The organism is Streptomyces lusitanus, assembly GCF_042647945.1.
Lineage (GTDB): Bacteria > Actinomycetota > Actinomycetes > Streptomycetales > Streptomycetaceae > Streptomyces > Streptomyces pseudogriseolus.
Window position 1 is genome coordinate 568,383 of sequence record NZ_JBHRWL010000002.1, and the last position, 12,713, is coordinate 581,095.

The 12,713-nt window shown below is 71.3% G+C and carries 11 protein-coding genes; 4 read left to right on the forward strand and 7 right to left on the reverse strand.

The genetic code is table 11. From position 1 onward, the window contains the following. The first annotated feature begins 33 nt into the window (after positions 1-33). The 4 genes from ACFOSY_RS04050 to ACFOSY_RS04065 all read left to right on the forward strand — a co-directional run bounded on the left by ACFOSY_RS04050 (position 34) and on the right by ACFOSY_RS04065 (position 3,317). Entirely contained in the window at positions 34-1,269 is a 1,236-nt protein-coding gene (locus ACFOSY_RS04050; protein ID WP_394305301.1) for an NAD(P)-dependent malic enzyme, read from the forward strand. Positions 1,270-1,430: 161 nt separating this feature from the next. Next, complete coding sequence (locus tag ACFOSY_RS04055; RefSeq protein ID WP_394305302.1) at positions 1,431-2,396, forward strand: zinc-binding dehydrogenase; 966 nt, start codon at positions 1,431-1,433, stop codon at positions 2,394-2,396. A 148-nt stretch (positions 2,397-2,544) separates the two neighbouring features. Next, complete coding sequence (locus ACFOSY_RS04060) at positions 2,545-2,754, forward strand: HTH domain-containing protein (RefSeq protein WP_028959309.1); 210 nt, start codon at positions 2,545-2,547, stop codon at positions 2,752-2,754. After that, positions 2,754-3,317, forward strand: coding sequence for a Clp protease N-terminal domain-containing protein (locus ACFOSY_RS04065; RefSeq protein WP_394305303.1), 564 nt, complete (start codon positions 2,754-2,756; stop codon positions 3,315-3,317). The genes ACFOSY_RS04060 and ACFOSY_RS04065 overlap by 1 nt, the downstream gene beginning before the upstream one ends. Before the next feature lie 9 nt (positions 3,318-3,326). Here ACFOSY_RS04065 and ACFOSY_RS04070 read toward each other — a convergent pair whose 3' ends face one another. The 7 genes from ACFOSY_RS04070 to ACFOSY_RS04100 all read right to left on the reverse strand — a co-directional run bounded on the left by ACFOSY_RS04070 (position 3,327) and on the right by ACFOSY_RS04100 (position 12,675). After that, positions 3,327-4,442 (reverse strand): helix-turn-helix transcriptional regulator, encoded by a 1,116-nt coding sequence (locus ACFOSY_RS04070; RefSeq protein ID WP_394305304.1) that lies wholly within the window; start codon positions 4,440-4,442, stop codon positions 3,327-3,329. A gap of 1 nt (position 4,443) precedes the next feature. After that, on the reverse strand, positions 4,444-5,316 hold the full coding sequence (locus tag ACFOSY_RS04075; protein WP_394305305.1) for a DUF4097 family beta strand repeat-containing protein: 873 nt from the start codon (positions 5,314-5,316) through the stop codon (positions 4,444-4,446). 345 nt (positions 5,317-5,661) lie between these two features. After that, positions 5,662-5,841, reverse strand: coding sequence for a DUF6104 family protein (locus tag ACFOSY_RS04080; RefSeq protein ID WP_023586593.1), 180 nt, complete (start codon positions 5,839-5,841; stop codon positions 5,662-5,664). Positions 5,842-5,930: 89 nt separating this feature from the next. After that, positions 5,931-9,722, reverse strand: coding sequence for a multifunctional oxoglutarate decarboxylase/oxoglutarate dehydrogenase thiamine pyrophosphate-binding subunit/dihydrolipoyllysine-residue succinyltransferase subunit (locus ACFOSY_RS04085; protein ID WP_394305306.1), 3,792 nt, complete (start codon positions 9,720-9,722; stop codon positions 5,931-5,933). A 291-nt stretch (positions 9,723-10,013) separates the two neighbouring features. After that, a complete protein-coding gene (locus tag ACFOSY_RS04090; RefSeq protein ID WP_394305307.1) occupies positions 10,014-11,123 on the reverse strand; it encodes a sensor histidine kinase in 1,110 nt (369 codons plus the stop codon). Then, a complete protein-coding gene (locus ACFOSY_RS04095) occupies positions 11,120-11,860 on the reverse strand; it encodes a response regulator transcription factor (protein WP_006134880.1) in 741 nt (246 codons plus the stop codon). Before ACFOSY_RS04095 ends, ACFOSY_RS04090 begins: the two co-directional genes overlap by 4 nt. A gap of 125 nt (positions 11,861-11,985) precedes the next feature. Continuing rightward, complete coding sequence (locus ACFOSY_RS04100) at positions 11,986-12,675, reverse strand: spermidine synthase (protein ID WP_394305308.1); 690 nt, start codon at positions 12,673-12,675, stop codon at positions 11,986-11,988. Positions 12,676-12,713: the final 38 nt, after the last annotated feature.

A 12,713-nucleotide genomic window follows, 5' to 3' on the forward strand; every position in this document is an offset into this window, starting at 1 on the left:
CTCAAACAATGAACACTTAAGGGGTAAAACCAAGTGGCAGCGGAGATTGTCAATCCTCGCAGCGACAGCGAGAACCGGGACGCTTCCGAGCAGGGCGGCGGGGCAGAGCCCCTGGAGTCCTTCGACCCGGCGTTCGCGCTGCACCGCGGCGGCAAGATGGCCGTGCAGGCCACCGTGCCGGTCCGCGACAAGGACGACCTGTCCCTGGCGTACACGCCCGGCGTCGCGAAGGTGTGCAGCGCGATCGCCGAGCAGCCGGAGCTGGTCCACGACTACACGTGGAAGTCCTCGGTCGTCGCCGTCGTGACCGACGGCACGGCCGTGCTGGGGCTCGGTGACATCGGGCCCGAGGCCTCCCTCCCGGTGATGGAGGGCAAGGCCATCCTCTTCAAGCAGTTCGGCGGTGTGGACGCGGTCCCCCTCGCGCTGAGCTGCACCGACGTCGACGAGATCGTCGAGACCGTGGTCCGGCTCGCCCCGTCCTTCGGCGGCGTGAACCTCGAGGACATCTCGGCGCCGCGGTGCTTCGAGATCGAGCGGCGGCTCCAGGAGCGCCTGGACATCCCGGTCTTCCACGACGACCAGCACGGCACGGCGGTCGTGACGCTCGCGGCGCTGCGGAACGCGGCGCGGCTCAGCGGGCGTCCGCTGGGCGAGCTGCGTGCGGTGATCTCCGGTGCGGGCGCGGCGGGTGTCGCGATCGCCAAGATGCTGGTCGAGGCCGGCATCGGGGACGTCGCGGTGGCCGACCGCAAGGGCGTGGTCTCGCGGGACCGCCAGGACCTCACGCCGATCAAGGCGGAGCTGGCGTCGTTCACCAACAAGGCCGGGATCTCCGGCCCGCTGGAGTCCGCGCTGGCGGGCGCCGACGTCTTCATCGGCGTCTCCGGCGGCACGGTCCCCGAGTCCGCGGTGGCGTCGATGGCGGAGGGCGCCTTCGTCTTCGCCATGGCCAACCCGACCCCGGAGGTGCACCCGGAGGTCGCGCACAAGTACGCGGCCGTCGTGGCCACCGGCCGGTCCGACTTCCCGAACCAGATCAACAACGTCCTGGCGTTCCCCGGCATCTTCGCCGGCGCGCTCCAGGTGCGGGCCTCCCGGATCACCGAGGGCATGAAGCTGGCGGCGGCCGAGGCGCTGGCGTCGGTGGTGGGTGACGATCTCGCCGCCGACTACGTCATCCCGTCCCCGTTCGACGAGCGGGTCGCCCCCGCGGTGACGGCGGCCGTGGCCGCGGCCGCCCGGGCGGAGGGCGTCGCCCGGCGCTGAAGCGCACATGTGTGAGGGGCCCCGTCCGCGCCGTGGACGGGGCCCACGCATGTCCGGGGACGCACGGGACGGCTCGGGGACGGCCCGGTCCGGCGCAAGAGGGCGTGTGTCACAGCCGGGCACGGTTCCTTCGGCGGGGCGCGGAACCTATCGTCAAGGTCATGTTCGCCGTCTATGCCGCCCGAATCGACCGCGACCAGCCGCTCACGGGACTGGAGTCGGGAGAGCGACCCGCTCCCGAGTCCCGGCCGGGCTGGAGCACCGTCACGGTCAAGGCCGCCTCCCTCAACCACCACGACCTCTGGTCCCTGCGCGGCGTCGGCCTCGCGGAGGACAAGCTGCCGATGATCCTGGGCTGCGACGCGGCCGGGATCGACGAGGACGGCAACGAGGTCGTCCTGCACTCGGTGATCGGCCAGACCGGTCACGGCGTGGGGCCCGGGGAGCCCCGCTCCATCCTGACCGAGCGCTACCAGGGCACCTTCGCCGAGCAGGTCTCCGTGCCCACCTGGAACATCCTGCCCAAGCCCAAGGAGCTGTCCTTCGAGGAGGCGGCCTGCCTGCCCACGGCCTGGCTGACCGCCTACCGGATGCTCTTCACCAACGCCGGTGTGCGGCCGGGTGACTCCGTGCTGGTGCAGGGCGCCGGCGGCGGTGTCGCGACCGCCGCGATCGTGCTCGGCAAGGCGGCGGGGCTGCGGGTCTTCGCCACCAGCCGGGACGAGGCCAAGCGCAAGCGCGCGCTGGAGCTGGGCGCCGTGGAGGCCGTGGAGCCCGGCGCGCGGCTGCCGCAGCGGGTCGACGCGGTGATCGAGACCGTGGGCGCGGCCACCTGGTCGCACTCGGTGAAGTCGCTGCGCCCCGGCGGCACGCTGGTGATCTCCGGCGCCACCAGCGGCGACCGGCCCTCGCACGCCGAACTGACCCGGGTCTTCTTCCTGGAGCTGAGGATCGTCGGCTCCACGATGGGCACCAAGGACGAGCTGGAGGACCTGCTGTCCTTCTGCGCCGCGACCGGGGTACGACCCGTGATCGACGACGCGCTGCCGCTGGACCGGGCCCGTGAGGGCTTCGAGCGGATGGCGTCCGGCGAGCTGTTCGGGAAGATCGTGCTCACCAACCCCTGACGGGGGCTCTCCCCTCTCGCTTGCACGGCTTTCGTGCGGCCGGTCCGGTGCTCCGGGCCGGCCGCACGTGTGTCTGGGGCGGTCGTGTCGGGTCGCGGTCGTGTCAATTGGGGTTGACAGTAGAGAGGTGTCAACGTAAGTTGACATCATGACTGAGGCAACCGATCTCGCCGAACGGGCGGGCGATCGCGATCCGCGGGTCGGCCTGCGGGCGGTCGCCGCGCTGCGCAAGCTGCTCGAGCAGCTGGAGGCCGTACAGGTGCGCAACGCGCGCAACCACGGCTGGTCGTGGCAGGAGATCGCCACCGAGCTAGGGGTCAGCAGGCAGGCCGTCCACAAGAAGTACGGGAGGCATTGATGTTCGAGCGGTTCACCAAGGACGCCCGGGACGTGGTCAAGGACGCCGTCGCCCAGGCCGAACAGACGGACGCGGCCCGCGTCGGCGCGGAGCACCTGCTCCTCGCCCTGCTCGGCCGGGAGGGCAGCCGCGCCTCCTTCGCCCTGACCGCCCTCGGGCTCGACGACCGGCGCGCGCCGGTACGGGAGGCCCTGGAGCGGGCGCGGCGGCGGGGCGGACTCACCCAGGCCGAGACCGACGCCCTCGCCGGACTGGGCATCGACGTCCCGGAGATCGTCGCCCGGGTGGAGGAGACGCACGGTCCCGGAGCCCTCTCCGGGGAGCGGCCCCGCATCCGGTGGCGGGGGCACCGCCCCTTCGACCGGGCCGCCAAGGACGTCCTGGCCGGGGCGCTGCGCACCGCCACCGCCCGCGGCCACCGCCACATCGGCGACGAGCACATGCTGCTCGCCCTCACCGCCCGCCCCGGCGTGCCCGCCGAGGTCCTCGCCGACCACGGGGTGACGTACGAGTCCGTGACCAGGGTGCTCTACGGGAGCGGCGGCGAGGCCAAGGCGGGCTGAGACCGGCCCTCAGCGCTTCGGCGCCCGCAGTATCGCCCCGATGCGGGCCGCGGCCTCCGACAGGTGCCGGCGGGTGTCGCGCAGCTGCTCCTCGGTGACCCCGTGGTCCCGCGCGGCGTCCCGGACGTCGTCCCGGAAGCGGTCCAGCAGCCGCTCCAGGTCGCGCGCCGGGTCGCCCGTGGACTCCGCGGCGCTCTCGTGGCCCCAGGCAGGGGCGTAGGCGGCCGGGAAGTCCTCGGGGGTCGAGGAGTACGACGGGCGGAACTCCGGCTCCTCCGCGGAGCCCGCCGGGCCGGCGGAGCCCGTCGGGCCGGCGGAGCCCGTCGGGCCGGCGGAGCCCGTCGAGCCCGCCGGGCGGCCGAAGCCGAAGTCCTTGCCGAACTCGCCCATCTCCTTGACCAGCTCACCCAGACCCTCCCGCAGTCCGGACGGCCAGTCGCCACGGGCGAAGTGGCCCTGCACCTGCTCCTGGACCTGCCGCATGATGCGCTGCACCTGCTCCTGCGCCCGGTCCTGGGCCTCCTTGGCCTGGCGGCGGGCGCGCTGGGCCTCCTCGCGGGAGCGCCGGCTCTCGTCCTTGGCGCGGCGGGCCTGCTCCTTCCACTCCTGCTTGGCGCGGCGCATCTCCTCCTTGGCGGCGCGCCAGGACTCCTTGTCGCCGAACATCGAGAAGTCGCCGAGGTCGAAGTCGCCGAAGGGGGCGTCCTTGCCGCCGGAGGCGCCGCCGCCCCGCGACTGCCGGGCCCGGCCGGCCGCGGCCCGCATCTCGCGGCGCAGGTCGCCCGCCGCGCCGCTGACGTCGGCGCGGATCTCGGCGGCCAGCTCGGCCACCGACTCGCGGATCTCCAGCTCCAGGTCGGCCAGCTCGCCGCTGCGGTCGGCCAGCTCGGCACGGCCCGCGTCGGTGATCGAGTAGACCTTGCGTCCGCCCTCGGTGGTGTGGGTGACCAGCCCTTCCGCCTCCAGCTTGGCCAGACGGGGGTAGACCGTGCCCGCGGACGGCGCGTACAGCCCCTGGAAGCGCTCCTCGAGGAGGCGGATCACCTCGTAGCCGTGCCGGGGGGCCTCGTCGAGCAGCTTCAGCAGATAGAGGCGGAGGCGTCCGTGGGCGAAGACGGGGGGCATGTCAGAGCACCTTCTTGTCGGTCGTACCGGCATTGTCTCCCGGGCCGCCCCGCGGGTCCGGCTCGTCCTCGCGGGGCGGGCGGCGCAGCAGGGCGATGGAGCCGGAGACGGTGGTGGCCCGCAGTCTGCCGCTGCCCGCGCCGAGGCGGCCGGTGAGCTTGTGGGCGCCCCACATCCCCTGCACCCGCAGGCTGTCGAAGGCGTTGGAGATGGCGCCGCTCGCCGTGTTGGCCTCCACCTCGGCGTCCGCCGGGTCGGGCAGCCGGACGGCGATCTCGCCCGAGACGCTGGTCAGCCTGACGTCCGTGGGGCCCTCGGGGTCCAGGTCCACGATCATCGAGCCGCTGACCGTGTCCGCCCGGACGGAGGGGCCCGAGCCCTCGACGACGGTGAGGTCGCCGGAGACGGAGGCGAAGTGCAGGTCGCCGGTCACGGACTGGGCCTCCACGCTGCCGGAGACGGTGTCCGCGCGCACCGGGCCGGAGAGGGCGACCAGGGTGGTGTCGCCCGCGACGCCCTTCACCGCGGCGGGGCCCCGGATGCCGGAGACGACGGCGCCGGCGCCGACGACGCCGACCTCGACGCGGGTCTGTGCCGGGACGGCGAGGGAGACCACCGCGCTGCGGCGCCAGCCCTTGCGGTCCAGCCACTTCAGGAACCCCTTCCAGGGGAGGTCCTCGTAGGCGACGGTCAGGACGCCGTCCTCATGGGTCACGACGAGGGGTGGGCCTTCCACGTCGGAGACCTGGAGGTGGGCCTCGGGGTCGTCCGTGCCCACGACGTTGACCGTGCCGTTGACGATGCGGACGTGGAGGTGGGTCAGGGGGGCGTCGAAAGTGAGGTTGGTTTTGTCCTGGACGGACCACTCGGGCATGGACGGCCTCCTGATCGCCGGTGCCCTCGGATGTGGGCGCGGGGTTGCGTCATATCGCGTATTACTCGATTCACGATATATCGCGGCGCGCGAAAGTCAAGGCACACGTTCGGGTGAACGGTGCCTTGGGTTTGTTGTGTGAGGAACTGTGTGTTGCAGCTGGGCGGGGGGGGGCTCGCAGCCCGGCGATTGCGGGGTGCCGTCCGCGCCCACCCTCCCCCACTCTCGGCTTCGCTCGAGCGGGAGGTACCCCCATCGCCCTGCGGCACGACTGCCCGCGGGGAGCGGCGGAGCGTCCGCGGGCGGCGGCGAAGCGGCGGAGCGTGCGCGGGACGCGCGAGGGGCCTACTCCTCGTCCTCGTCGTCCAGGCGGGCCAGCCAGGTGGCCAGGCGTTCCACCGGGACCTCGAAGTCGGGGTTGAGGTCGACGAAGGTGCGGAGCTGCTCCGCGAGCCACTCGAAGGTGACCTCCTCCTCCCCGCGCCGCTTCTCCAGTTCCTCGATGCCACGGTCCGTGAAGTACATGAGGACAAGGATATGTGCGGGAAAACGGGCGGGCCGCACCCCCCGTGAGAGGGGTGCGGCCCGCGCGTACGGCCGGAGGACCCGGAGGACTACGCCTCGAAGACCTCACGCACCAGCTGCTCCTGCTCGGCCTGGTGGCGCTTGGCGGAGCCGACCGCCGGGGACGAGCCGTGCGGCCGCGAGATGCGGCGCAGACGCTCGTCGTGCGGCAGGTCGGCGCCGACCGCCAGGTCCAGGTGGTCGATCAGGTTGAGCGCGATGAACGGCCAGGCGCCCTGGTTTGCCGGCTCCTCCTGCGCCCACAGGTACTTCTCGGCGTTCGGGTACTTCTTGATCTCCGCCTGGAGCTCGGCGCCCGGCAGCGGGTACAGCCGCTCGATGCGGATGATCGCCGTGTCCGTGACGCCGCGCTTCTTCCGCTCGGCCTCCAGGTCGTAGTAGACCTTGCCGGCGCAGAAGACGACCTTCTTCACCGCGGCCGGGTCGACCGTGGCGTCGCCGATGACCGGGCGGAACTGGCCCGTCGTGAACTCCTCCGCCTTCGACGCGGCGGCCTTGAGGCGCAGCATCGACTTCGGGGTGAAGACCACCAGCGGCTTGTGGTGCGGGTTGTGCACCTGCCACCGCAGGAGGTGGAAGTAGTTCGACGGCGAGGTCGGCATCGCGACCGTCATGTTGTTCTGGGCGCAGAGCTGGAGGAAGCGCTCCGGGCGGGCCGAGGAGTGGTCCGGGCCCTGGCCCTCGTAGCCGTGCGGGAGGAGCAGGACCACACCGGAGGTCTGGGCCCACTTCTGCTCGGCCGACGAGATGAACTCGTCCACGACCGTCTGCGCGCCGTTGACGAAGTCGCCGAACTGCGCCTCCCACAGCACGAGCGCGTCCGGGCGGGCCAGCGAGTAGCCGTACTCGAAGCCCATGGCCGCGTACTCGGACAGCAGGGAGTTGTAGACGTTCAGCCGCGCCTGGTCCTCGGAGAGGTACTGCAGCGGCGTGTACTCCTCGCCCGTCTCACGGTCGATGATGACCGCGTGACGCTGGCCGAAGGTGCCGCGCTGCGAGTCCTGGCCGGCGAGCCGGACCGGGACGCCCTCGAGGAGCAGCGAGCCGAAGGCGAGGGTCTCGCCCATGCCCCAGTCGATGGTGCCGTCCTCGACCATCGACGCCCGGCGCTGGAGCTGCGGCAGCAGACGCGGGTGGACGGTGATGTGGTCGGGGATGTTGACCTGCGACTCGGCGATCCGCTTCACGACCTCCGCGCTCACCGCGGTGTTCACGGCGACCGGGAACTCGGCCTGCGGGTCGGACGGGGCGGCCGTGGCGGGCTGCGAGGTGGCCTCGCGGACCTCCGTGAAGACCTTCTCCAGCTGGCCCTGGTAGTCCTGGAGCGCCTGCTCGGCCTCTTCCAGGGTGATGTCGCCGCGACCGATGAGGGACTCGGTGTAGAGCTTGCGCACCGAGCGCTTCTTGTCGATCAGGTCGTACATCAGCGGCTGGGTGAAGGCCGGGTTGTCCGACTCGTTGTGACCGCGGCGGCGGTAGCAGATGAGGTCGATCACCACGTCCTTGTTGAACGCCTGGCGGAACTCGAAGGCCAGGCGCGCGACGCGCACGACCGCCTCGGGGTCGTCGCCGTTCACGTGGAAGATCGGGGCCTCGATCATGCGGGCCACGTCCGTCGCGTACATGGAGGAGCGCGAGGACTCGGGGGCCGCGGTGAAGCCGACCTGGTTGTTGATGACGACGTGCACGGTGCCGCCGGTGCGGTAGCCGCGCAGCTGCGACATGTTCAGGGTCTCGGCCACCACGCCCTGGCCCGCGAAGGCCGCGTCGCCGTGGATCGCCACCGGCAGGACCGTGAAGTCCGTGCCGCCCTTGTTGATGATGTCCTGCTTGGCGCGCGAGACGCCCTCCAGGACCGGGTCCACCGCCTCCAGGTGGGAGGGGTTGGCGACCAGGGAGACCTTGATCTGCTCGCCGTCCAGGCCGGTGAAGGTGCCCTCGGCGCCCAGGTGGTACTTCACGTCGCCGGAGCCGTGCATCGACTTCGGGTCGAGGTTGCCCTCGAACTCGCGGAAGATCTGCGCGTACGACTTGCCGACGATGTTGGCCAGCACGTTCAGCCGGCCGCGGTGGGCCATGCCGATGACGACCTCGTCCAGGCGGGACTCGGCGGCCGAGTCCAGCACCGCGTCGAGCAGCGGGATGACGGACTCGCCGCCCTCCAGCGAGAAGCGCTTCTGGCCGACGTACTTGGTCTGCAGGAAGGTCTCGAAGGCCTCGGCCGCGTTCAGCCGGCGCAGGATGCGCAGCTGCTCCTCGCGCTCCGGCTTGGTGTGGCCGCGCTCCACGCGGTCCTGGATCCACTTGCGCTGCTTGGGGTCCTGGATGTGCATGAACTCGATGCCGGTGGTGCGGCAGTACGAGTCGCGGAGCACGCCGAGGATGTCGCGCAGCTTCATCATCGACTTGCCGGCGAAGCCGCCGACGGCGAACTCGCGCTCCAGGTCCCACAGGGTGAGGCCGTGCTCGACGATGTCCAGGTCGGGGTGCTTGCGGACCTTGTACTCGAGCGGGTCGGTGTCGGCCATGACGTGGCCGCGGACCCGGTAGGAGTGGATCAGGTCGAAGACCCGGGCGGCCTTGGTGACGTCGTCGTCGTGCGAGGCGTCGATGTCCTTGAGCCAGCGGACCGGCTCGTAGGGGATGCGCAGCGCCTCGAAGATCTCGTCGTAGAAGTTGTTCTCGCCGAGCAGGAGGTTCGCGACCTGGCGCAGGAACTCGCCGGAGGCGGCGCCCTGGATCACCCGGTGGTCGTAGGTCGACGTGAGCGTCATGACCTTCGAGATGCCGAGCTTGTTCAGGGTGTCCTGGGAGGTGCCCTGGAACTCCGCCGGGTAGTCCATGGAGCCGACGCCCATGATCACGGACTGGCCGGGCATCAGGCGCGGCACGGAGTGGACGGTGCCGAGGCCGCCGGGGTTGGTCAGGGAGACCGTGACGCCGGTGAAGTCGTCCATCGTCAGCTTGTTGTCGCGGGCGCGGCGGACGATGTCCTCGTAGGCCTGCCAGAACTCGAAGAAGTTCAGCGTCTCGGCCTTCTTGATCGCCGCGACGACGAGCTGGCGGTCGCCGTTGGGCTTGACCAGGTCGATGGCGAGACCGAGGTTGACGTGCTCCGGCTTGACCAGGGTGGGCTTGCCGTCCACCTTGGCGAACGAGTGGTTCATCGACGGCATGGCCTTGATGGCCTGCACCATCGCGTAGCCGATGAGGTGCGTGAAGGAGATCTTCCCGCCCCGGGCGCGCTTGAGGTGGTTGTTGATGACGATGCGGTTGTCGAACAGCAGCTTCACCGGGACCGCGCGCACGGACGTGGCCGTGGGCAGCTCCAGCGAGGCGTCCATGTTCTTCGCCACCGCGGCGGACGGGCCGCGCAGGGTGACCTGCTCGGGGCCGGTCTGCGCCTCGCCCGCGGGCTCGGCCTTCTTCGCCGGGGCCCGCTTGGCGGCGGGAGCGGCCTGCTTCGCAGGCTGGGCCGGGGCCGGAGCCTGCGCCGGGGCCTTGGCGGCCGGCGCGGCGGCGGCGGGCTTCGCGGCCGGGGCGGGCGCCTGCGCGGGCGTCGCCGGCCGGGACGGGGCGGTGGGGGTCACCGCGGCCCCCGCGGCCGCGTCACCCGCCGGAGCCGAGGTCGCGGGAGCGCCCGGCTTGTAGTCGGCGAAGAAGTCCCACCAGGCTCGGTCCACCGAGTTCGGGTCCTGGAGGTACTGCTGGTAGATCTCGTCGACGAGCCATTCGTTGGCACCGAAGGCCGCAGCGGGGTTCTTGCCCGCTTGGTCGGTGTCGGTCGAGATGCTCGAGTTACTGGGGGACTGTGGCGACACGGCGTCAACCGCCCTCTTCCGCTTCGCAAGATGATGGACAGCGGAAATAAAGGCTACGCCTCCCCGCGCGAGAAGGTCAGGCCGGGCCCGTGCAACGTCGTGCACATCACATCTCAGCGGGTGTTTCGGCGCTGGAATTGGCGGGAAACAAGCGAGGTTCCGCTTCTTCCGACGGTATCAGGCATCACTCGACCAGGGCCCGTCGCGCCCCGCGCGCGGCCCTGTGCCTGATCACACGTGCCTGCCTGGGCGAACACAGATGGATCTTGAGGCTCCGGTTCGAACTGTACGTCAATGCGACGTAGGTGAGGGGCCCGGAAGAGTGATCAAAATCCGGCAACCGCGCTCGGATTCCGCCACCCCGATCCGGCCGCCGTGCAGATCCACGGCCCAGCGGGCGATGGCCAGCCCCAGTCCGGTGCCGCCGTCGCTGCCGGGACCGTGCGGCCGGTTGACGCTGCCGCGGTTGAACCGCTCGAAGACCCGGTGCCACTCGGTGCGCGGGATGCCCGGACCCTCGTCCAGCACCTCCAGCTCCAGCGACTCCGGCTCGGCGCCCTGACGGGCCCGCACGGTCACCCTGCCGTGCGGCGGGCTGTGCTTGACCGCGTTGTCGATCAGGTTGGCGACCACCTGGTGGATCCGCTCGGGGTCGGCGTGCGCCACCAGCTCGGGCGGCGAGACGTCGAGGTGCAGATGCACGTCCGTACGGGTGTGACTGCCGGAGCCGGAGGTCATGCTCGCCCGGGCGGAGGCCACCATGTTGGCCTCCTTCAGCACGCCCGACAGATACGGCCACACCTCGAAGCGGCGCTTCTTCAGCGGGACCACGCCGTTGTCGAGGCGCGAGAGGTCCAGCAGGGTCTCCACCAGGCGGCCGAGCCGCTCGGTCTGCTTCAGGGCCGTGCGCATCGTCTCGGGGTCGGCCCGGGTCACGCCGTCGACGATGTTCTCCAGCACCGCGCGCAGCCCCGCGATGGGCGTGCGCAGCTCGTGCGAGACGTTGGCCACCAGCTCCTTGCGCTGGCTGTCCTGCGCCTCCAGCTCGTCGGCCATGACGTTGATCGTCTGCGCCAGGTCGCCCAGCTCGTCGCGGCGGCTCTCGCGGACGCGGCGGGTGTAGTCGCCGTGCGAGATGGACCGCGCGACGGCGTTCATGTCGTCCAGCGGGGCGGTGAGGGAGTGCGCCACGAACTGCGTGATCAGCAGCGTGGCGATCATCGAGAAGACCGTGATGAAGCGCAGCTCCGTCTTGGTGTGCACCGCGATCACCGACAGCCCGGTGGTGATCAGCACCGAGACGACGACCAGCGCGCCCAGCTTGGTCTTGATCGAGAAGGGGCGCACACCGCCCCAGGGCTGCTTCCTCCGCTGTCCGCGTCCCGCCGGACCCCCGCTCATGGCGTCGGCGTCTCCAGGGCGTAGCCCACGCCGTGCACGGTGCGGATGCGCTCGGCGCCGATCTTCCGGCGCAGCGCCTTGATGTGGCTGTCCACGGTCCGGGTGCCGGAGGCGTCCGCCCAGTCCCAGACCTCGGCCAGCAGCTGCTCGCGGGAGAGCACCGCGCGCGGCGTGTTGGCCAGGCACACCAGCAGGTCGAACTCGGTGGGCGTCAGATGGACGTCCTCGCTGCGCACGCGCACCCGGCGCTGGGCGTGGTCGATCTCCAGCTCGCCCAGGCGCAGGATGCCGCTGCGCGGGGTGGTGGCCGCGAGGGCCGCGCGCTCCATGCGGCGCAGCAGCACGTGCACCCGGGCCGCCAGCTCCCGCATGGAGAACGGCTTGGTCATGTAGTCGTCGGCGCCGACGCCGAGGCCCACCAGCATGTCGGTCTCGTCGTCGCGCGCGGTGAGCATCAGCACCGGCACCGGCCGCTGGGCCTGCACGCGCCGGCAGACCTCCAGGCCGTCGAAGCCGGGCAGCATGACGTCGAGGATCAGCAGGTCGGGCTGCCAGGCCTCCGCCGTGTCCACCGCGGACGGGCCGTCGCCCGCCGTTTGCACCAGGAATCCCTCGGCACGCAGGCGGGTCGCGATGGCGTCCACGATCGTCGCGTCGTCCTCGACCACCAGGACCCTGCGCTGCGCGCCGGGGGTGGTCGTCGCCGTGCCGTTGTGGGAGGTGTGTGTCTGCTCCATCGCCCGCCCCTGAGGTGTGCTTTTTCCGGAATCCGTGGGGTGATCCGTCGTCTGCGCATCACTGCGATTGACGCTTGAATGATCCGCGTCAGGGCAGCAGCGTACGGGGATTCACCACGGGTTTGCTATCCAGGGCGGACGCCGATGTGCACGACGTCCGGAACGCCCCGGGCAACGGGGATCTCTTCGGTACGCACCTGCCGGAACCCGGCATTCCGCAAGGTTCCCTCGAATTCCGGTGAGGGCTTGGCGGACCATACCGCGAGGATCCCGCGCGGCCTCAACACCCTTGCACACGCCGCGAGTCCGTCCGGCGCATAAAGCCCCTCGTTGCCCTCGTCGACGGTCCAGTCGGGCCCGTTGTCGATGTCGAGACACAGCGCGTCGAATGTGTCGGATGTCTCATTGACGTAGGTGATCAGGTCTTGCTCGACGATCTCCGTCCGGGGATCGGCGAGCGCCGCGCCGGAGAGCTCGGCCAGCGGGCCCGTGCGGTGCCACCCGATGATCGCGGGCTCCCGCTCCACGACCGTGATCCGTCCCCACCGCGCCTGCCCGGCCGCGTGCGCCAGGGAGAAGCCGACGCCCAGCCCGCCGATCAGCACCGACGGGTCCGCCACGGCCGGGTCCAGGGCGGCCAGGGCCGCGTCCACGAGCAGCCGCTCGGAGCGCCCGTCGGAGGTGTCCATCAGGAAGCAGCCGTTGGCGATGATCTGGAGCAGCCGGCCGTGCCTGCGCAGCACGACCTCGCCGTACGGGCCCTCGCGGCGGTCCAGGACTTCGGGAGCTTCGGGAATGTCGTACGGGGTGGACATGCGTTCATCCTGGCAGGTCCCCCCGCGCGGTGATCCGG